The organism is Paraburkholderia atlantica (assembly GCF_009362785.1).
Classification (GTDB): Bacteria; Pseudomonadota; Gammaproteobacteria; order Burkholderiales; family Burkholderiaceae; genus Paraburkholderia; species Paraburkholderia atlantica.
This window is the reverse complement of the sequence record NZ_WHNQ01000032.1, coordinates 1-19,127: the sequence shown is the minus strand read 5'-3', so window position 1 is coordinate 19,127 and position 19,127 is coordinate 1. Positions and strand designations below refer to the sequence as shown.

18 protein-coding genes and 1 pseudogene are annotated in these 19,127 nt (G+C 62.8%); 10 read left to right on the top strand and 9 right to left on the bottom strand.

Going from position 1 to position 19,127, the window contains the following annotated elements; translation table 11 throughout:
* Window positions 1–75: 75 nt before the first annotated feature.
* Window positions 76–906 carry a BKACE family enzyme gene (locus GCT19_RS31745; protein WP_018435058.1) on the top strand — a complete coding sequence of 277 codons (831 nt, stop codon included), beginning with the start codon at window positions 76–78 and terminating at the stop codon, window positions 904–906.
* 522 nt (window positions 907–1,428) lie between these two features.
* Entirely contained in the window at window positions 1,429–2,337 is a 909-nt protein-coding gene (locus GCT19_RS31740) for a LysR family transcriptional regulator (RefSeq protein ID WP_018435057.1), read from the top strand.
* A 39-nt stretch (window positions 2,338–2,376) separates the two neighbouring features.
* Here the strand turns inward: GCT19_RS31740 and GCT19_RS31735 are convergent, their stop codons facing one another.
* The 5 genes and pseudogenes from GCT19_RS31735 to GCT19_RS31715 form a co-directional block, all read right to left on the bottom strand.
* Complete coding sequence (locus tag GCT19_RS31735) at window positions 2,377–2,691, bottom strand: four-helix bundle copper-binding protein (RefSeq protein ID WP_013094029.1); 315 nt, start codon at window positions 2,689–2,691, stop codon at window positions 2,377–2,379.
* Window positions 2,692–2,750: 59 nt separating this feature from the next.
* Window positions 2,751–2,897, bottom strand: a pseudogene (sdhB, locus tag GCT19_RS31730) (succinate dehydrogenase iron-sulfur subunit); the annotation flags it as partial.
* Window positions 2,898–3,122: 225 nt separating this feature from the next.
* Complete coding sequence (locus GCT19_RS31725) at window positions 3,123–3,266, bottom strand: hypothetical protein (RefSeq protein WP_013094027.1); 144 nt, start codon at window positions 3,264–3,266, stop codon at window positions 3,123–3,125.
* Between the two features lie 102 nt (window positions 3,267–3,368).
* On the bottom strand, window positions 3,369–3,629 hold the full coding sequence (locus GCT19_RS31720; RefSeq protein WP_152854121.1) for a hypothetical protein: 261 nt from the start codon (window positions 3,627–3,629) through the stop codon (window positions 3,369–3,371).
* A 555-nt stretch (window positions 3,630–4,184) separates the two neighbouring features.
* Window positions 4,185–6,476 carry an FdhF/YdeP family oxidoreductase gene (locus GCT19_RS31715; RefSeq protein WP_152854120.1) on the bottom strand — a complete coding sequence of 764 codons (2,292 nt, stop codon included), beginning with the start codon at window positions 6,474–6,476 and terminating at the stop codon, window positions 4,185–4,187.
* A gap of 295 nt (window positions 6,477–6,771) precedes the next feature.
* On the opposite strand from GCT19_RS31715, the gene GCT19_RS31710 reads away from it, so the two are divergent.
* Complete coding sequence (locus tag GCT19_RS31710) at window positions 6,772–7,080, top strand: EthD family reductase (protein ID WP_152854119.1); 309 nt, start codon at window positions 6,772–6,774, stop codon at window positions 7,078–7,080.
* Window positions 7,081–7,142: 62 nt separating this feature from the next.
* Here the strand turns inward: GCT19_RS31710 and GCT19_RS31705 are convergent, their stop codons facing one another.
* On the bottom strand, window positions 7,143–7,460 hold the full coding sequence (locus GCT19_RS31705; RefSeq protein WP_152854118.1) for a hypothetical protein: 318 nt from the start codon (window positions 7,458–7,460) through the stop codon (window positions 7,143–7,145).
* 161 nt (window positions 7,461–7,621) lie between these two features.
* On the bottom strand, window positions 7,622–9,019 hold the full coding sequence (locus tag GCT19_RS31700) for an FAD-binding oxidoreductase (protein WP_152854117.1): 1,398 nt from the start codon (window positions 9,017–9,019) through the stop codon (window positions 7,622–7,624).
* A 134-nt stretch (window positions 9,020–9,153) separates the two neighbouring features.
* On the opposite strand from GCT19_RS31700, the gene GCT19_RS31695 reads away from it, so the two are divergent.
* From GCT19_RS31695 to GCT19_RS31670, 6 genes are all read left to right on the top strand, one after another.
* Window positions 9,154–10,068, top strand: a complete 915-nt coding sequence (locus GCT19_RS31695; RefSeq protein WP_018435050.1) for a LysR substrate-binding domain-containing protein — start codon at window positions 9,154–9,156, stop codon at window positions 10,066–10,068.
* A 124-nt stretch (window positions 10,069–10,192) separates the two neighbouring features.
* Window positions 10,193–10,468 (top strand): DUF4242 domain-containing protein, encoded by a 276-nt coding sequence (locus GCT19_RS31690; RefSeq protein ID WP_152854116.1) that lies wholly within the window; start codon window positions 10,193–10,195, stop codon window positions 10,466–10,468.
* A gap of 42 nt (window positions 10,469–10,510) precedes the next feature.
* The gene (locus GCT19_RS31685; RefSeq protein WP_152854115.1) at window positions 10,511–12,331 is read left to right on the top strand and encodes a BTAD domain-containing putative transcriptional regulator; all 1,821 of its coding nucleotides are present in this window, start codon (window positions 10,511–10,513) and stop codon (window positions 12,329–12,331) included.
* 274 nt (window positions 12,332–12,605) lie between these two features.
* Window positions 12,606–13,748: a porin gene (locus tag GCT19_RS31680; RefSeq protein ID WP_026228615.1), complete on the top strand. Its 1,143-nt coding sequence runs from the start codon at window positions 12,606–12,608 to the stop codon at window positions 13,746–13,748.
* 12 nt (window positions 13,749–13,760) lie between these two features.
* The gene (locus GCT19_RS31675; RefSeq protein ID WP_152854114.1) at window positions 13,761–15,488 is read left to right on the top strand and encodes a tannase/feruloyl esterase family alpha/beta hydrolase; all 1,728 of its coding nucleotides are present in this window, start codon (window positions 13,761–13,763) and stop codon (window positions 15,486–15,488) included.
* 145 nt (window positions 15,489–15,633) lie between these two features.
* Window positions 15,634–16,149, top strand: a complete 516-nt coding sequence (locus GCT19_RS31670; RefSeq protein ID WP_013094020.1) for a hypothetical protein — start codon at window positions 15,634–15,636, stop codon at window positions 16,147–16,149.
* A gap of 185 nt (window positions 16,150–16,334) precedes the next feature.
* Here the strand turns inward: GCT19_RS31670 and GCT19_RS31665 are convergent, their stop codons facing one another.
* Window positions 16,335–17,201, bottom strand: coding sequence for an MBL fold metallo-hydrolase (locus GCT19_RS31665; RefSeq protein ID WP_152854113.1), 867 nt, complete (start codon window positions 17,199–17,201; stop codon window positions 16,335–16,337).
* Between the two features lie 78 nt (window positions 17,202–17,279).
* Window positions 17,280–18,494 carry an NO-inducible flavohemoprotein gene (hmpA, locus tag GCT19_RS31660; RefSeq protein WP_152854112.1) on the bottom strand — a complete coding sequence of 405 codons (1,215 nt, stop codon included), beginning with the start codon at window positions 18,492–18,494 and terminating at the stop codon, window positions 17,280–17,282.
* 387 nt (window positions 18,495–18,881) lie between these two features.
* Between hmpA and GCT19_RS31650 the strand changes: the two genes are divergently transcribed.
* Window positions 18,882–19,127, top strand: a 246-nt coding sequence (locus GCT19_RS31650) for a manganese catalase family protein (RefSeq protein ID WP_193727468.1), incomplete at its 3' end; no start/stop codon positions are given.

The window sequence follows — 19,127 nt, the reverse complement described above, 5'->3', positions numbered from 1 at the left end:
TTCCTCGGCACTATCAGTTGCACCCGTTTGAACTAGACTTGGAAAATACGAAATTCTGGAACTGGAGTGTTAGCCATGAGTGAACCGTGCATCATCTCCGTTGCCATCACGGGCTCAGTTCCGCGCAAGAAGGACAACCCCGCCGTGCCGATCACGATCTCCGAGCAGATCGAAAGCACCCAGGAAGCGTACGAAGCCGGGGCATCCCTGGTTCATCTGCACGTGCGCGACGAACAGGAGAACTCGAGTTCCGACCGATCGAGTTTCGCCGCACTTCAGGACGGCATCCGGAAGCACTGCCCTGACATCATCATTCAGTTTTCGACGGGCGGTCGTGGCCGTTCGTTCGAGCAACGCGGCGCGATGCTCGACCTGCGCCCGGATATGGCGTCGCTCGCAACGGGCTCCGTCAATTTCCCGACGACCGTCTATGAAAATCCGCCGGACTTCGTGCGCGCGCTTGCGCAAACGATGCTCGACTACGACGTCAAGCCGGAAATCGAAATCTTCGATCTGGCGATGTTGTACAGCACGGCAGATCTCGTCCAGCAAGGGCTGCTGAAGTCTCCTGTGCACGTTCAATTCGTGATGGGTGTGAAGAATGCACTGCCCGCGCGTCGCGAGATTCTCGAGTTCGAGGTCCAGCAACTCAAGACGCTATTGCCGGATGCAACATGGACCGCCGCTGGTATCGGACGGCATCAGTTGGAGGTCAATCATTGGACTCTCGAAATGGGCGGGCACTGCCGCACTGGCCTCGAAGACAATGTGCGCTGGGACAAGGACACGCTGGCAAAGAGCAATGCGCAACTCGTTGCACGGGTAGCCGCTTTGTGTGGCGAATATGGCCGGCCGGTGGCAAGTGCGGCCAAAGCGCGTGAAATGCTCGATCTCCCCGCCAGGTAGGCCGACCGGACGGGCCACTCGCTCCCGTCCGGCGTCCGCGTGGCGAACGTTGCGCCGCTCGTGACGCAGGCCGAACTTACCTCGCAGGGCACAGGGGTTGGGGATAACGTCGTCGGATTCTGGAATGGCCCGGCCACGTATGCTCAGTCGGGCTCATATGCGGCGACAATTTCCGCAGGCGTCGATCAGACCGGTACGCAGACGTGCTCGCCCGCCTGCCCGTATCCCGCGCTCACATCCGGCAATACCCGAAACTTCGATCTTTCCTCGAAGTACGGTCCCATTTCGATCGATGCTCACTTGAACGTGACTCAGTGACTTCCAGACCTGGTCCACGGCGCTAGACGCGAACGCGCCGCAATGACGAGGCGGGTGCTCGGAGCCAGTTCTTCGACTGGCTTCGAGCAGTAGGTATTCGCTCAATGCCCTCGGCGTCGGCTGCGTTACGTTTTCAGTTTTGCAGCCCGACCGCATAATCGCGCTACGATACGCGTCGCACTTTGTCGAATCTCATACCCCGTCATGCTCGAACGCTTTCATCTCACCCTGATCCGCGAAGTGGACCGGCTAGGCTCGCTCACGGCGGCAGCCGGTGCGCTGCATCTGACGCAATCAGCGTTGAGCCATACCGTCAGGAAGCTCGAGCAGCAGCTCGGCACGCCGGTCTGGGACCGTGACGGCCGCAACCTGCGCCTCACGCAGGCGGGCCAGTATCTGCTGTCGCTCGCTGACCGGCTGCTGCCGCAGTTCGAGCACGCCGAAGCGCGCATGAAGCAGTACGCGAACGGCGAGCGCGGCACACTGCGCATCGGCATGGAATGTCATCCGTGTTATCAGTGGCTGCTGAAGGTCGTGTCGCCGTACCTCGCGCGCTGGCCCGATGTCGATGTCGACGTCAAGCAGCGCTTCCAGTTCGGCGGCATCGGCGCGTTGTTCGGCTACGACATCGACGTGCTCGTCACGCCTGATCCGCTGAAGCGGCCCGGCCTCAGCTTCGAACCCGTGTTCGACTACGAGCAGGTGCTGGTGGTGGCCGACGGGCATCGGCTGGCCAACGCGCGTTACGTGGAGCCCGAACAGCTCGTCGATGAAACGCTGATCACCTATCCGGTCGACACCGATCGCCTCGACATCTACAACCTGTTCCTGCGCCCCGCCGACGTCGCCCCGCGCCGTCACAAAACGATCGAGACCACCGACATCATGCTGCAGATGGTCGCAAGCAATCGCGGCGTCGCCGCGCTGCCGCGCTGGCTCGCCGACGAATACGCGGACCGTATGCCGGTGGTCAGCGTGAAGCTCGGCAAGGCCGGCATCGCCAAGCAGATTTTTCTCGGCACGCGCGATGCGGATGCGTCGCTCGACTATCTGGGTTCGTTCGTCGAGTTCGCGCGCAAGTCGAGCTGGAAGGGCTCGAAGCCACGGCGCTGAAGGTTGGGCGTCGCGGGGCGCGCGGGGACCCGTGTGCCGTCATAGCGCGCGACACGCTTCCGCGCAACGGCGACACGCATCGCTGCAATCCTGGCAATGCTGCGCCGGATGACGCGCGCACTCGTCGGCGCAGGTATCGCACAAGCGCGCGCAGAGGTCGCAGAAATCACGCATGAACTGCGTGTCGCGCGCGAGGGCCTCCGACGTCAACCGGCACAGCGACGCGCAATCCATGTCGAGCCGGATGCATTTTTCCATTTCATCGATATGCCGCTCCGCGATGCATGCGGAGTAACACCGGGTGCAGGCGCTCGCGCAATGGTCGAGCGCGTCGATACAGTCCTGGGGGGTCATTGCGGTTCCTTGGCAGTCTCGTAGCGCAGTAAAACAGCAATCGCCATGCCGTCTCGAGATCACACCGTGCGACGCGTGAGCATCGTGCGTATTTCGCCGATCGCGCGCGCTGGATTCAGCCCCTTCGGGCACACGTCCACGCAGTTCATGATGGTGCGGCAACGAAACAGCCGGTAGGCGTCTTCGAGATTCGTCAATGCGCTCGCCGGGTCCCAGTTCGACGTCGTATTGCTGCAGACGCGGGCCCTCGTCGGCGTCCGGGTCGTACCGGTAGATATCGACAGTTCGACGATCGTTCATGGTCGCTCCGATCGCGGAGCGCAAGCACGCGCCCCGTCGCAGCGCGAGCAGGCGGTACGCGCCCCCTCGCTGCCGAGGATGTGATGTGGGTCGTGAGGCATGGGCCGCGGTAGGGTCCGCGGCTGCCCGCGTCAACCGTCCTCGCCCACTTCCTGCGGCTCGGGCAGATCGGGGAGGTCTTCAGTGGTTGGCGGCTCCGGTTGGCCCGGCATGTTCGGCAGGTCCGTGTCGTCGTTGGCGGGCGTCTGTTGCACGGAAGGCTGCGTTGCGCTCATGGTCTGCTCCTTCAGGTTTCGTTCGATATGCCTGTCAGTGAGCATGCCGCAGACCCGCGACGCACCGCAATCGGCCAGGGACGCCGACGCGGCGCATGGACCTCAAGGGATCGGCATCGGACGATTGTCGGCCGCTCCGTCCCGACCGCCGTTTTCCAGTGCCTGCAAGCGGTGTATGAGCTCGCCCTTGAGCTGATGCAGCAGCGACAGCTCGCGCCGAGTCGTATCGAGCGCATCGCGCAGCAGGGGCTCGTCACTCAGGGCGAGGCTTCCTTCCATTTTGGCTAGCGCTGAGGTTCGCACCCTGATCTCGGTGCTTACGTTGATCGTCTCCACCAGCACATCTTCAATGCGTTCTGTCATCGTCTCCCCCAACCTTCGGGTTATTTGCCTTCAAATCCGATGCGCAAGCCTCCTTCGAGCATTACCGTGAAAAAAGGCGATCAGCCGACATTGCGGCGTGATCGCCATAAGCGCTTCTAGAGAAACGCTGTCCCCGAATCCGTGGGGACGTCGCAGTATACGAATACTAGGCGGCTTCGTAGGATGTTCATAACTGCTGGGTAACGGACACTACTGATCACGCTGCGCGCGCGACGGCGGCCCGTTCGGGACCATTTGCGTCGCGCGATTTGCGAGGCAGCCTGGGCGCATCTCCGATAGCCGTTTTCGGCCGGAAACTGTCCTCATCGGACTACACGCGAAACCTCTCGCCCTTTGCAAGCTTGCCGATCCGGGTACCGTACGCAACTCATGCTTTATCAACAGGCGGCGTACGTGCTACGCGCCGCTGGCGCGACTATCATGAAGGTGGGCACGCGCTTATCATGCCCTTCACGCGCTGCCCGGGTGTAATTCAGCGGCCGGCACAGGTAACGATGCCGGCCTTTTTGTTTCTGCTTGCACCCGAAGCGCTAATCACCGCGTGGCCGCCAGCACGCGCACCGGAATCGACTTCGCGCCCGGCACCTTGCTCTCTTTCGCGTAGTGCCACAGCGGCAGCAGCGGATTGCATTCCGGGTAATAGCCGCCGATGCAACCCTGCGGCACGTCGAATGGCACGACGCTCAGCCCGTCGACGCGGCGCTCGACGCCGTCGTCCGCGATCGTCTCGAGGCCGATGCGGTCGCCGTGCGCGAGCCCGCGCTTCTCCATGTCGGCGGGATTCATCAGGATCACCATGCGCGAACCCTTGATGCCTCTGAAGCGGTCGTCGAGGCCATAAATGGTCGTGTTGAACTGGCTGTCGCTGCGCAGGGTCATCAAGCGCAGCGAATCGGGCTCACGCTCGGGCATGTCCGGATCTTCGCCGATCGAAGTCGGCACCATGAATTCGGCCTTGCCGCTGCTGGTCTTCCACTTGCGCTCGCGCGCGGGCAGCGGCCGTATCACACCGCCGGGTGTCCACATGCGCGCCTCGAAATCAGCGAACATCTCGGGCCACGTCTTCGCCATTTCCAGCCGCACGCGCGAATAGTCGTCGCGCCATGCATCCCAGTCGACGCTCGAGCGCTCGCCGAGCGTCGCCTTCGCGATGCCCGCGACGATGAACGGCTCCGAGCGGATCGTCGCCGCGGCCGGTTCGACCATGCCGCGTGAGCCGTGAAAGTGCGCCGTGCTGTCTTCCATCGACACCGCCTGCGCGCCGCCCGCCTGCCGGTCGATCTCGATGCGGCTCAGGCACGGCAGCAGGTACGAGCGCTGACCATGCACCAGGTGGCTGCGGTTGAGCTTGGTCGCCACATTGACGGTCAGCCCGAGCGCGGCCCACGCCGGTTCGGTGCGCACCCGGTCGGGCACCGAGCGCACGAGGTTGCCGCCGAGATTGATCATCGCGTTGACCTTGCCGTCGAGCATCGCCTCGAAGGCCTCGACGATGTTCATGCCTTTCTCGCGCGGCGGCTCGAACGAAAACTGCCTGGCCAGCTGATCGAGCGGCGCGAGTTCCGGCTTTTCTGTGATGCCGACGGTGCGCTGACCCTGCACGTTCGAATGGCCGCGCACCGGCGACGGCCCCGCGCCCGGCTTGCCGACATTGCCGCGCAACAGCAGCAGATTGCTCAGCATGCGCACGTTCTGCACGCCCATCCGATGCTGCGTGAGACCCATGCCGTAGTGGATGATCACCGCGTTCGCCTTCATGTATTCGTCGGCGGCCGCTTCGATCGCGGCGCGCGGCAAGCCGCTCACACGCTCGATGTCGTCCCAGCTCGCCGCGCGCGCGTACTGCGCAAATGGCTCGTAGCCGTTCGTATGCTCGCGGATGAAATCGACGTCGACGACGCGCGCGCCGCCCGTGCTGACCGCGCGATCGTCCGCTTCGATGACGAGCTTGCAGATGCCGAGGATCGCGGCGGTATCGCCACCCGTCTTCACCTGGTGGTATTGGGTGCTGATCTGCGTATCGGTGGGTGTGAGCATGTCGACCGGTGACTGCGGGTTTGCGAAATGAAGCAGCCCCGGCTCGCGCAGAGGATTGAACGTGATGATCGGCACGCCGCGCTTGCGCGCCTCCTGCAACTGATGCAGCATGCGCGGGCTATTCGTACCGACGTTCTGGCCGAAGAAGAACATCAGGTCGGTCTTCTCGAAGTCGTCGAGCGAGATCGTGCCGACGCCCACGCCAATCGCTTCCTTGAGCCCGACGCTGGTGCTCTCGTGGCACATGTTCGAGCTGTCGGGCAGATTGTTGGTGCCGTACATGCGCGCGAAAAGCTGCAGCATGTACGAGGTTTCCAGCGATGCGCGGCCCGACGTGTAGAACACCACGCTGTCCGGGTCGAGCGTGCGCAGCTCGGCGCCGATCGCATCGAATGCCTGCTGCCATGACACTGGCACGTAGCGGTCGGTGGCCGGGTCGTAGCGCAGCGGCTCGGTCAGCCGCCCCGCTTCCTCGAGATCGTGGTCATGCCACTTCGCAAGCTCGCTGACGGTGTGGACCTCGAAGAAGTCCGGCGTTACGCGTTTGGCCGTCAGATCCCACGCAGTGGCTTTCGCGCCGCTTTCGCAGAACTCGAACGTATGCGGATCGGCCGGCTTCGCCCACGAGCAGCTGACACACATGAAACCGTCGGGCTTGTTTTGATGCATCAGAACCTGGCTATCCTTCAGCGGTGCTTTTTCACGAAGCAGGATCGTCGCGACCGCCTTGACGGAACCCCATCCACCCGATGCGTACGGATATGCAGCGCTTTTGGCTTCATTGCTCATGAGTCCACCCGTCTGGTCAAGAAATATCAAGTCTTGATGGGTTAGCACGTCATGTTCCCGGCTGCGGCGTCGGGCAAATCGCTGAGCCACCAGCGGAGCAACTGACACGACCCGAGCTGATCGACGCATTGCGCGATTCACTGAGCGGCAGCACTCAGAGCTGGCTTGAACTCTCGCGGGGGTGTCATAGACTCAACGAGCTGTCCATCGGCTCGACGGCAGACGGTGTTACGCGTCTGCGCCCAGTTCGAGAAGCAAACCATCCTTTCAAGGTCCACTTACAGGAGACAGAACCATGGCCCAGCTTGTCGCGCTTTACAAAAAACCAATCGATACCAAAGCGTTCGATGACTATTACGCGTCGACCCATGCGCCACTGGCGAAGACCCTGCCGGGCTTGAAAAGTTACGAGATCAGTGCGGGGCCGGTGGTGTTGGCGCAAGGCGACTCGCCTTACCATCTCGTCGCCATGCTTCGCTTCGACTCGGTCGACGCCATCAAGTCGGCATTTGACTCGCCCGAAGGACAGGCGACTGCGGCAGACCTCGGCAACTTCGCGCAGGCAGGTGTAGATCTTCTGATCTTTGACACTAGAGAAGCGTAGTGCGCCGGACCATAGCGTAGTCGAATGGCCGGCGCTCGGACCGGAGCACGCGTCGAGGCGAATTACCGTGCACAACGTTCCAAAGCAGCTACTGCTCTGTGGGTCGCTTCGACGATTTCCACGCACTCTGCGTGACGACGGGTGTGCTCGATCGTTGAACATTCCCCGGCGCGGCTCACTTGCGCAAGATCGGCGCGAGCCTTTTCCAGCGCTGCCGACGGTGATCCATTGTCTGCGATCAGCTTCGCCAGATCGAAGACGGTGCCGGAAGACAGTTCCACGTACGCGGGGCAGGCAGCACTGGCGGCGCCGCTGCACATCGAGAACCCAGCAATAGCAAATACAACGTGTCGTGCGACGCTTTCAGTCAGATTACTCATAGCAGCATCCTGTTTGCTTCATACCGGGGCCCAAGCCGATTCGTTGGTTGTTCGCTCCCCAGCGCCGGCAACACAAGTTCTGTGGCTCTCGCATCCTGCATTCCCGCTCCAACTACGGGGAATGTTGCGATCGCCGACTATTGCACGCCGCGTGAAGGTACTCAGGCAGGAGCAATGTTCTGATTCATGCGGAAGAAGTTGTCGGGATCGTACTGGCGTTTGATGGAAGCCAGCCGCGAATAATTGTCGCCATAGGCTTCCTTCACGCGTTCGTCGCCTTCATCACCGAGGTTGTTTGCATAGACACCGCCGAATGAGTACGGCCTTAGCGCTTCCCATATGCTGCGCGCCCATTGGACGTTCACCGCATCTTCTGCTGGTTCGTCCCACATGGCAACGGGAAAGCAGTCGAAGCAGGCGTCGCGATGCTGGTAGGCGGTCGCGGACCCGGCGACGCGGGCAATGGCTCCCCCTACATGCTGAAACACCAGCAGCGATGACCGCGAAGGCGAACGTTGATAGGCACCCAATACCGCGTCGATCGCGCCGTCGTCGATCTCTTTCAGGAACTGCGCCTTCCAGTAGTACCTCCGGCCCCGCGGAAACGCCCCGTCACCATTTGACTGAATCTGGAGATAGGGCAAGCGCTCGAGGCGGCGGTCGACGGATGAACCGGACTCCATCAGTGTCTCGAGAACCTGTCGACCGGCCTCGGGCGCACCGACATAGCAAGCCGTTATGCTGAAGAATCGCTCGCCGGAAGGATTGGTGACGAATGCAGCATCCGCGCTCACCTCATCCGGCGCATTGCGCGCAAATTGATCATAAAAGCGCAATGCGGCGCGTGCCTGCTCGAACGGGTATAGCAACGAGCAAACGAGCAGCTCGGGGTCCAGCGGGTGGAGCCGTAAGTAAAAAGCTGTCGCGATGCCGAAGTTGCCGCCACCGCCCCGCACGGCCCAGAACAGGTCGGGATGTTTGCTGTCGGTCGCCAGCAGTTTTTTCCCGTCAGCCATGACCATTTCGACGGCGACGAGGTTGTCGCAAGTCAACCCGTATTTACGGCCAAGCTTGCCGAAACCGCCGCCCAACGTCAGGCCGGCAAGGCCCGTGTCGCTGATAACACCTGTTGTCGTCGCGAGGCCGTGGGCCAATGTGGCCCGATCGAACTCGCCGAGCTTGAGGCCGGCCTCCGCGCGCACCACGCGCCGATCGGCGTCGACGTCAATCTGCTTCATCCGCGAGAGGTCGATAACAATACCGGCATCGCAGACCGAAAGACCCGCCACGTTGTGGCCGCCGCTGCGCACCGCGACCCGCGAATCAATCGACCTGGCAAAGCGCACGGCTGCGACCACGTCGTCGGCGTCAGCACAATAGATGATCATTGCCGGCCGCTTGTCGACTGTCCCGTTCCACACCCGGCGCGCGTCGTCGTAGTCCGGATCGTCAGGCATGACCAGCGTGCCGCGAAGCGTGCAACGCAATTGCTCGACCTGACGCGAGGCAGCGTGGCTTTCGCCGTTCAGGATATGTGACGACGTTGTTTGGGTGCTCATCTTGCCTCCCTCGCGCTCGCTGGCACTGAGCCGAATTTCAAGGTTCGGTCGCTCGATGGTTGCACTCTCCACGCGCCGAAGCAAAATGAAAGAATTCAGCTTTTAGATGAGGGAATTTCATCTAGACTGAACAGATGCGAAAGTTGCCTCCTCTGCGTTCGCTGCAGGCGTTCGAGGCGGTTGCGCGGCATCGCAGTTTCAAGGACGCCGCGCAAGAACTCAACGTCACGCCAACTGCTCTGAGTCACCAGATCCGCACGCTGGAAGAAGCGTGTGGCCGGCAACTCTTTGCGCGTCGGCCGCGGCCCATTCGACTCACCGCTGCCGGACAACTTCTGTATCCAGCGCTGCGCACGGGCTTCGATTCGTTCGCGGATGCGCTTTCCACGGTCGCGGAAATGGGCGGCACCATCGCGTTGCGGATCACGAGCCCGAACGCCTTCGCGAGTCGCTGGCTGGTTCCGCGGCTGTCGCAATGGCACGAGTCTCACCCCGATATTCCGCTGCAGATTATCGGTACCGATGCGGTCCTCGACCTGGACGCGGGCGAAGCAGACGTCGCGATACGCTACGCACACGCGGCGCCAAAAGGTTTGGTATGTAAAGAGTTCGCGCGAGATGCGTTCTACCCTGTCGCTAGCCCCGGCCTGCTTAAGGCAGAAAATACACGCCCAATTGCGGCGATGGACTTGCTTCGATTTCCTCTGATCCATTACGAGTGGACGAACGGAGATCCCGACGCACCTTCCTGGCCGCGCTGGTTTTCTGCTTCGGGTGTTCCGGTGTCCGCATTCACGCCTCTTCGCAGCAAGCGAGATTTGAGCTTTCGGGAAGAACTCCATGCGATTGACGCTGTGCTCGCCGGCCAGGGAATCGCTTTGTGCAGCGACATCGTATTGGAGCGGGCATTGCTGAGCGGTGCGCTCGTGAAAGTGCTTCCGTTGGCGTTGCCTGGCTACGGCTTCTATGTCGCCCATCTCGCGGAGCATGCGACGTCCAGTGCAATTCGCACCTTTGTACAGTGGGTCGCCTCCGCGCGTCGCGCTTAGGAGCTTCGCGTCGAATGGCCGGTCTCAGAATCGATCGCAGTTTGCCGCGACTGGCTTCCTCACACGCTCGCTCACACGCATGCCGCGTAATTTGAAGCTTCCCTTTACTTGAACGGAGTCGGTCATGCCCAAATTCGTTATAGAACGAGCCATCCCCGGAATCGGGGCTTCCAGGGCCGCTGAATTGCGCGCCATCGCTCAGAAGTCATGCAGCATCCTGCAGGAACTCGGCCCTGACGTTCAGTGGGTGCAAAGTTACGTGACAAGCGACAAGATCTACTGCGTCTACAACGCAGCGAGCGAGGAACTCGTCAGGGAACATGCGCGACGCGGCGGATTTCCGGCAGACAGCGTCGCACAGGCCATGACAATCATCGATCCGACGACCGCCGAAGCCTGATGCACCCCTGCCCGCCTGCAGGCCCTGAGCGCTGAGCGACTCATGGGCCTTGCGATCCACCTTCTCGGCGCGCCGCGAATCGAGCGGGATGGCGAGGTAGTGCCGGCACCGCGCGGCCACAAGGTCTGGGGCCTGCTCGCGTACCTGATTCGCGGCGATATCCGCGTGAGTCGCCAACAACTGGCGCGGCTTCTGTTCGAGGACGCCGATGACCCGCTGGCCGCACTACGCTGGAATCTGAGTGAACTCCGACGCCTGCTCGGCACCGCGGGCTTGCGCGGCGACATGCCGGAGCTTTCGTTAGCGCCGGCGACTTACATCGATATCGACGTGGTGGCCGAAGGAACATGGGCGCAAGCGCTGTGCGTGCCCGGTCTCGAGCGCGAATTGCTCGAAGGGAAGCGCTTTTCGGGGAGCCCGACGTTCGAGGTTTGGCTCGCGGCCGAACGGCGGCACTTTCAGGCGACCGCTGAGGCGGTCTTGCGCGAGGCCGCGCTGGCCCGCCTGGCCGCCGGCGCCGTAACCGAGGCGGCTGATCTGGCCGGTCGGCTGGTGCGCCAGAATCCACTGGACGAGAACTTTCAGGCGCTGCTCGTGCGCTGCCTCGCCGCTGCGGGCGACGGTGTAGGGGCCGCGCGCCAGGCTGCTGCGTGCCGCGACCTGTTCGAGCGCGAACTTGGCGTGCAGCCGGGCGCGACGCTCGAAGCCGCGATACGAACCGCCACTGCCGCACCGACCGCCCGGCCTGCTACCGGTCGCGCCGCGGCCGTGGCGCAGATTGCGGCGGGCGAGGCCGCGATCTGCGGTGGCGCGCTCGATGCCGGGCTGCAATGCCTGCGGCGGGGGATCGTCGACGCCGACGCCATCGGCGATGCTGCATTACGTACGCGTGCGCGCGTTGCGCTAGGCGGCGCGCTCGTGCACGCCGCGCGGGGGCGCGACGAGGAAGGCGCCACGGCGCTGCACGAGGCGCTTGCGATCGGTCAGGACGCCTCGCCGTCAGACGCGGCGGCCGCTTGCCGCGAGCTGGGCTATATCGAGTTTCTGCGCGGCCGCTATCAGCGGGCGCTGGTGTTTCTACGACAAGCGGTGCCGCTCGCCGGCGACGATCGCGCAGAACAGGCGCGCATCGCTGTTGTGCGCGGATCTGCGCTCAGCGACACCGCGCACTATGCCGCGGCGATCGCGACCCTTCGCGACGCCGAGAGGCTCGCCGACAACGTCGGCGACCTCAAGCAACTCGCTTTCGCGCTGTCGATGTCGGGACGCGCGTTACTACTGTGCGGCGACGTGCAGGCAGCAGGCGACGCACTCGATCGAGCGGTCAAGCTCGCGCAACAGGTCTGGACTGCACTTGTGCCGTGGCCCCAATCTTTGCGAGCCGAAGTAGATCTGGCGTGCGGCGACGTGGACCGCGCCGCTGAGCGCTTCGAACATGCTTTCGCGCTAGGGTGTCAGCTTGGTGACCCCTGCTGGGAAGGCATCGCCGGTCGCGGCATCGGACGTGTGACGATTGCGCGAGGTGAACCGCGACGCGCCGTCGAAATCCTGATCGACGCGATTGCGCGTAGCTCTCGCCTTCCCGATGCTTACCTCTGGGGCAAGGGCTACGCACTCGATGTGCTGTGCGGTCTGGCGGTCGCGCACGCCATGCCGCAAGCATCGGCCTGGATCGACGAGATGCTGAACCTCGCGGTGCGCAGCGGCATGCGCGAACTGTCCGTGCGCTCGCTTCTTCACCGTGCCGCGCTCGGCGACGAAGCGAGTGGCGCTGCGGCGCGGCTGATCGCCTGCGAAATCGACAATCCGGCATTGCCGACATTAGCCGACACCGCTCGACCGGCCCGTTCACTTTTTCGATAGCGGCCAATTCCGCGCCTCCGAACCCTAGGGAATCTACCGAACACTTCGCGCTTGCGTTGTCAGGGTGCCTGATATCAAATACGGAACTATCACGACGGACGGACGGGCGCGTCTTTCAGGACGCGCTTAATTTTATCCACAATATCAGCCCACCTGATATTAAGCAGCCATGCACATGCTGCTGCGCCGGCCCCGAGCGAAAGACCGAGTCGTACCCAAGATCCACAACCGCAGTTCAACAAAAAAAGCAAACAACAGGTCCGGAGATATCACCATGCAATTGAAGTCGACTCACGTCCTCATGTTCGGTGCGCTCTGCGCAATGAGCGCAGGAGCCTTGGCGCAATCGAGCGTCACGTTGTACGGCATCGTTGACACAGGGATCGAGTATGTGTCGCACGCGAACGCGAACGGCGACAGCATCGTTCGCATGCCATCCGTTACCGGAGAGTTCCCCTCACGCTGGGGGTTGCGTGGCAACGAAGATCTAGGCGGCGGCTACAGCGCTGTCTTCACTCTCGAAAGCGGCTTCAACCTTCGCGACGGCAGTTCTGGACAGGGCGGCCGGCTGTTTGGACGCCAGGCGTTCGTCGGCGTGAAGAGCCCGTATGGGACGCTCGCGTTCGGCCGTCAGTACACGATGACCTATCTGGCGATTCAAGGCGCCGACATCATCGGTCCGGACATTTACGGCATGGGCTCGCTGGATGCCTATGTGCCCAACGCGCGCACCGACAATTCGATCACCTATCTCGGCTCGTACAAAGGCTTCACGTTGGGCGTGGGCTATTCATTCGGACGGGACGCTGCGGGTACCGGCAACTCGCCGGGACAAGGAACCTGTGCCGGCTCCGTTCCGGGCCACGCCACGGAATGCCGCGATTGGTCCGCAATGCTCAAGTACGACTCGCAATATTTCGGCGCTGCCGCGTCGTACGAGGAGCAACGCGGCGGCGCGACCGCAGCCGCCAACTTCTTCGACGGTATTGCGCCAACACCTCTGATCAACGCCGCGGACAAGGACGCCCGTACGCAACTGAGCGCCTATGCACAGTACGCAGGCGCGAAGATCGGCGCAGGCTGGATTGGACGCCGCGTTGTGACCCAGTCGCCGGCCGTACCCAATATCCGTTCGGACCTGTTCTTCCTCGGCGCTTCATACATGGTCACGCCTGCATTCCTCCTCGATGGCGAAGTGTTTCGCGTCATCAATAGCGACCACGATACCCGCGCCACGATGGGAACGTTACGCACCACCTATCTGCTGAGCAAGCGTTCGTCGGTCTACGCGCAGGCTGCGTATCTGGCGAACAGTGCGAAGGCGCGCTACTCGGTCAGTGGCGGCGGTAGCGGAACCACGCCGGGCGCGGGCATGGGTCAAACGGGCGTGATGGTCGGCATCAAACACATGTTCTGATGGGGGTCGCAAATGAAACGAACCTCAATTGCTCTGTGCGTATCGGCGGTGTCCGCGATGCTGGCGGCCTGCGGCGGCGGTTCCGACTCGCTCTCCACCAATGCGACGCAATTGCCTCGGCTGTCCGCGGCACAACCCGCGACGCTGTCGGGAGACTGCGCCGCGCTCGCCGCCAGGTTGACGTTTGCCAACACGACCTTCACCTCCGTCACCGACGTGCCGGCAGGAACGCTCAAGGTGGCGGGAAAGTCCGTCCCAGAACATTGCGTGATCGAAGGGAAAATGAATCAACGCACGAGCGCCGTCGACGGCCAGACTTATGCGATCGGTTTTGAAATGCGGCTGCCAATCGCGTGGAATGGTCGCTTTTTCTATCAGGCCAACGGTGGTCTCGACGGCAATGTGACACCAGCTACGGGGGTGCTCAGTGGCGGTGGCCCGCTGAACAACGCTCTTAACATGGGCTTCGCCGTGATCAGTTCGGATGCCGGTCATTCCGGGTCGCAAAACCCGCTGTTCGGTCTCGATCCCCAGGCGCGTCTCGACTATGGCTATAACGCCGTTGCTACGCTGACGCCGATGGCCAAGCAGGTGATCAGGCTGGCCTATGGCAAGGGCCCCGACCGCAGCTACTTCGAAGGCTGCTCGAACGGCGGCCGTCATGCGATGGTCGCCGCATCCAGATCTTTCGCGGATTACGACGGCATCATTGCCGGTGACCCCGGTTTTCATTTGCCGAAGGCGGCGATCGGGGAGTTGTGGAGCGCGCAACAGCTCGCTACCGTCGCGACCGGTACGACCTCGTCCGGCATTGCCGATATCACCACCGGCTTGACGGCTACCGAAAGGCAGCTGATCGCATCGAAGATCATCGCGAAGTGTGATTCGCTCGATGGTGTGGCGGACGGAATGGTCCAGGACATCAAAGCGTGCCAGGCGAACTTCAATCTGGCCACTGACGTACCGACGTGTTCGAGCAATGGTCGCGACGGCAGCTGTCTTACGGCGGCTCAAAAGCTGGCCGTTGGAAACATGTTCTCTGGGGCGAAAAACAGCGCTGGTACGGCGCTCTATGCGAGCTTTCCGTATGACGTCGGTATCAGCGGATCAGGCTGGGCCGCGTGGAAGCAAGGCAATTCCATCAGTCTTGATCCGGCCGCGGCAGCCTTCGTGTTTACGTCGCCGCCGCAAAGCGCTTCGATCCTCAGTTCGATGGGTGCCTACGGTCTGAACTTCAGCATGGACAGTGATGCGCCGAAGATCTTCGCAACGAGCGGGGTCTATTCCGAGTCTTCGTGGTCATTCATGACGCCGCCGAACGAAACTGATTTGAGCGGTCTGCGGAGCCGGGGCGCGAAGTTGATCGTCTATCACGGAACGAGCGATCCGGTGTTCTCGTCGAACGATACGACCGACTGGTATCAGCGCTTGTCGACGGCTAGTGGGGGAGACGCGAGCAATTTCGCGCGGCTCTTTACGGTAGCAGGGATGAATCACTGCAGCGGCGGTCCGACGGCCGATCAGTTCGACATGCTGACGCCGATGGTGGCATGGGTCGAGCAAGGGCAAGCGCCGAACCGGGTCATCGCGACGGCTCGCGACACCAGCAACGCGATTCCGAATAGCGAAGTGCCGACCAGTTGGGGTGCCGGGCGCACGCGTCCGCTCTGCGCGTATCCGAAGGTGGCCCGCTACACGAGCGGAGACGTGAACTCGGCAAGCAGTTTCACTTGCAGCTAAGGCACTGACTGTGGGGGAAATCGGCGCAGTCGGCTCCGGCCGATGCGCCGTCCCGTCGGTGCGGAACGCGCGATGCTGCTCCTTGCGCATACCTCTGTCCGCGATCATCGGGCGTGCGTTTGCGCGCCCGCACTGGAGCGCTGCCATGAAAATGCGCGAGTACAAAATCGGTTCGCCGTGGTATCAGGCCGCCTGTGCGACGCTACGCCGGGCCGTCCCATCGGGGCTATTGGCTGGATGCCTGTCGGCGGCGACGGCCTCGGCGGCATCCACCGACGCATCGGGCAGCCCGCTCGCGCCGATCAATGCGGTCACCCACTCCATGTGGCCGCAACGCGCGCTGCGCGAACGCGGCTTCAGCATCCGCCATACGGTGACCGGCTTCGCGATCCATCAGGCGGCCGCCATCTTCTGGGCATTGCTGTTCGAGCAGCTCGTTGACCGGATGGCCGGCCCTGTCCCGTCACGACGGCCCGGCGCCACCGCGGTAGCCGCCGCCGCGACCGTGGCAAGCGCGTATGTGGTCGACTACAAGGTGGTGCCCAACAGGCTCACGCCGGGATTCGAGGCGCACCTGTCGCGTCGCTCGCTCGCCAACGTCTACGTGGTGCTCGGCGCCGGCCTGCTCACGGCCGCGCTGCTGCGGCGGCCCGATCGATGAAGACTGCGCTCGCAAAAAAAGCGACCAGCCTTTACCCGGCATGGTCGCCGCAAGCGCATTTGAGAACGCTGTCCCCACGAGTCCAAGCGGAGGACAAGATCAGTATAGGAAACACGTCCGCACCGCAGGCTGTCCGTAAGCCCTGCGCCGCGGACAGTTCGCTACGCGAAACGCGTGTCGCCCGATCATCCCGCCATCTGCTCCGCCGGCACCGCCACCGAACGGCCGGCAAGCCGCTCGAATTCGTCGACGTCGTGGCTGCAAAAAATCCTCAACCCGGGACTCGCGCGCTTCGCCAGATCGCGCAGTCGGCGCTGGTTGTACAGTCGTGCCGCGCGGTCCTTTTCGAGCATCCACTGATAGAAGCGCAAGCCGGGCGCGCAATGCGGACGCACCGGGTCGAGTTCGCCCGTGTCGAAATAGGCGTCACCCGCGAGCAGCAACCAGCCGCCGTCGCCGTGCACCGCGACGCCCGCGTGACCATAGGTATGGCCTCGTAGCGGCACTAGTGCGATCTCGCTCGCGAGTTCCTCGATCGGATGGACCTTCGCGAAGCCTTCCCAGCGCTCGGTGTATTGCGGCGAATGCACGCGCCACATGTTCTGGTACGACCACTGCTGCGGCCTGTAGCGCTGCCGGTCGAGCCAGGTCTTCTGCTGTGCCGCGTGTTGACGCTCGCTCGCGAGCATATGCACGGTCGCATGCGGAAAGTCGTCGAGCCCCCCCGCATGGTCGAAATCGAGGTGTGTCACCACGATGTGGCGCACGTCGGCCGGGTCGAGGCCGAGCCGCTCGATCTGCCTGATCGCCGTCATTTCATTCCGGAACTCTGGCTTCAGCAGCCTCAAAAAGAATTTGCCGAGGCGCGAATAAGGATCGGCGACATCGCGCAGACCGAAACCGGTATCGACGAGCACGAGCCCCGCCGGACTTTCGACGAGCAGACAATGGCAGGCCAGACGCCCGCGGCGGATCAACGATGCGGGTTGCCCGTTGAACAGCATGCCGCACAACGGGCAGGTCGAAATGCAGTTCAGATGGTGCACTTTCATGCCGCACTCCCCGTCTCGGTGACTGCATTCCAGCTTGTCGATTCCGCGGCAGCCGTCGCGCGGCACGCGCCGTATGCGTCATTCAGCGAATAGATCTGGTCCGAACACCTCGTAGTGAATTTTCGACTCGTGAATGTCCATGTTTTTCAATGCGTCGTGCTGCAGCCGCATGAAAGGAACCGGACCGCAGATGTAGTAGTCGGCGTCGGGCAACAGGATCTCGTCGCGCAGCTTGCTGAGGTCGATGAAACCGGCGTTGTCGTAGTCGCGGCCCTGCACGTCGGTATCGAGCGGCGCGTCGTAGAACACGATCGCGCGGAAATTCGGCTGGGTGGCGGCGGTCTGCTGCAGACGGTCGCGCATTGCGTGCACCGCGCCGTTGCGTGCACCATGAATGAACACGACGCGCCGCTGCGGGTCCTGAATCGCGCGCTTCAACATGCTGACCATCGGCGTCAGACCGACGCCGCCGCTGATCAGCACGATCGGCGTCTTCGCATGCACATCGATGTAGAACGTGCCGTACGGCGCGGCCAGTTTCACCTCGTCGCCGACCTTCACGTGATCGTGCAGCAGCGACGACACATAGCCCGCCGGCCGCCCGGCCTCGCCGCTCTCGCGCTTGACCGAGATCCGATAGCTATGGCCATTCGGCACGTCGGACAAACTGTATTGCCGGATCTGCTGCAGGCCGAGCGCGGGCACGTCGACCGCAATGCCGATGTACTGGCCCGGCTCGAAGTTGGCGACCGGCTGTCCGTCCTTCGGTTCGAGAATGAATGACGTGATGACGCTGCTCTCGGGCCGCTTCTCCTTGACGACGAACGTGCGCCATCCGGTCCAGCCGCCGAGCTGCGCCGCGCGCGTTTCGTGCAATTCGGACTCCATGCCCATCAGTACGTCCGCGAGATTGCCGTATGCCTGCGCCCACGCGGAGATGATGTCGTCGGTCGCGGCGTCGCCGAGCACGTCCTTGATCGCACCGAGCAGATGTTCGCCGACGATCGGATAGTGCTCCGCTTTCACGTCGAGGCTCGCGTGCTTGTTGGCGATATTGCGCAGCACCGCGGCGAGGCTGCCGGGGTCCTCGATGTTCTCGGCGTACGCGTACACGGCGCGCGCGAGCGCTTCCTGCTGCTGCCCCTGCTCCTGATGCGCCATGTTGAAAACGTTTTTCAGTTCGGGATGCGCTTCGAAGAGCCGTCTGTAGAAACGTTGAATGATCGTATAGCCGTGCGCGGCCAAAACCGGGGCTGTCGCTTTTACGATGTCCTTGGTTTTCTGCGTCAGCATTTGTTTCCTCCTGCAGTAGGACGACTGGTTGCCTCGCTCGTGCGCGTAGCAGCGCGAGTATCTGAGTCGAGTGCCTCGCTCACATGCAAGTTCCTGGTGCATTCGCCCGCTGCTTCAAGCCTCCCCAGGCGACCATGCTGCTCCAACCGATGCCGGCTGTCCATATGCCGAAGGCCACGGACATGCCGATGACGATCAGCGCGCGGCATGGGGTAGACGCCATCGGCCACTGCGCACGCCATCGCGGGCCGGCCAACGACGCGATGCGAGAGCCGGCCAGGAACGCGGCATGCGCGGCGATCCACGCGCCGCTCGCGACGAACGGCGCTCCGCATGCGTGGCACGGCGGATGGAAGACCCACAGTACCAACTCCAATGGAGGTCACGATGTTCATGCACAACAAAAGGCTGCAATACACGGTCCGCGTCGGCACGACCAATCCCGGGCTTGCGAATCTGATGCTCGAGCAGTTCGGCGGGCCGCAAGGCGAACTGGCCGCCGCGATGCGCTACTTCACGCAGGCCGTTGCCGAAGAAGACCCCGGGCGCAAGGACATGCTGTTCGATATCGCCACCGAAGAGCTGAGCCATCTCGAGATCATCGGCTCGATCGTCGCGATGTTGAATCGCGGC

Coding starts and splice junctions, on each gene's coding strand:
- GCT19_RS31745 (WP_018435058.1), top strand. CDS start 76: ATGAGTGAACCGTGCATCATCTCCGTTGCCATCACGGGCTCAGTTCCG.
- GCT19_RS31740 (WP_018435057.1), top strand. CDS start 1,429: ATGCTCGAACGCTTTCATCTCACCCTGATCCGCGAAGTGGACCGGCTA.
- GCT19_RS31735 (WP_013094029.1), bottom strand. CDS start 2,691: ATGACCCCCCAGGACTGTATCGACGCGCTCGACCATTGCGCGAGCGCC.
- GCT19_RS31725 (WP_013094027.1), bottom strand. CDS start 3,266: ATGAGCGCAACGCAGCCTTCCGTGCAACAGACGCCCGCCAACGACGAC.
- GCT19_RS31720 (WP_152854121.1), bottom strand. CDS start 3,629: ATGACAGAACGCATTGAAGATGTGCTGGTGGAGACGATCAACGTAAGC.
- GCT19_RS31715 (WP_152854120.1), bottom strand. CDS start 6,476: ATGAGCAATGAAGCCAAAAGCGCTGCATATCCGTACGCATCGGGTGGA.
- GCT19_RS31710 (WP_152854119.1), top strand. CDS start 6,772: ATGGCCCAGCTTGTCGCGCTTTACAAAAAACCAATCGATACCAAAGCG.
- GCT19_RS31705 (WP_152854118.1), bottom strand. CDS start 7,460: ATGAGTAATCTGACTGAAAGCGTCGCACGACACGTTGTATTTGCTATT.
- GCT19_RS31700 (WP_152854117.1), bottom strand. CDS start 9,019: ATGAGCACCCAAACAACGTCGTCACATATCCTGAACGGCGAAAGCCAC.
- GCT19_RS31695 (WP_018435050.1), top strand. CDS start 9,154: ATGCGAAAGTTGCCTCCTCTGCGTTCGCTGCAGGCGTTCGAGGCGGTT.
- GCT19_RS31690 (WP_152854116.1), top strand. CDS start 10,193: ATGCCCAAATTCGTTATAGAACGAGCCATCCCCGGAATCGGGGCTTCC.
- GCT19_RS31685 (WP_152854115.1), top strand. CDS start 10,511: ATGGGCCTTGCGATCCACCTTCTCGGCGCGCCGCGAATCGAGCGGGAT.
- GCT19_RS31680 (WP_026228615.1), top strand. CDS start 12,606: ATGCAATTGAAGTCGACTCACGTCCTCATGTTCGGTGCGCTCTGCGCA.
- GCT19_RS31675 (WP_152854114.1), top strand. CDS start 13,761: ATGAAACGAACCTCAATTGCTCTGTGCGTATCGGCGGTGTCCGCGATG.
- GCT19_RS31670 (WP_013094020.1), top strand. CDS start 15,634: ATGAAAATGCGCGAGTACAAAATCGGTTCGCCGTGGTATCAGGCCGCC.
- GCT19_RS31665 (WP_152854113.1), bottom strand. CDS start 17,201: ATGAAAGTGCACCATCTGAACTGCATTTCGACCTGCCCGTTGTGCGGC.
- hmpA (WP_152854112.1), bottom strand. CDS start 18,494: ATGCTGACGCAGAAAACCAAGGACATCGTAAAAGCGACAGCCCCGGTT.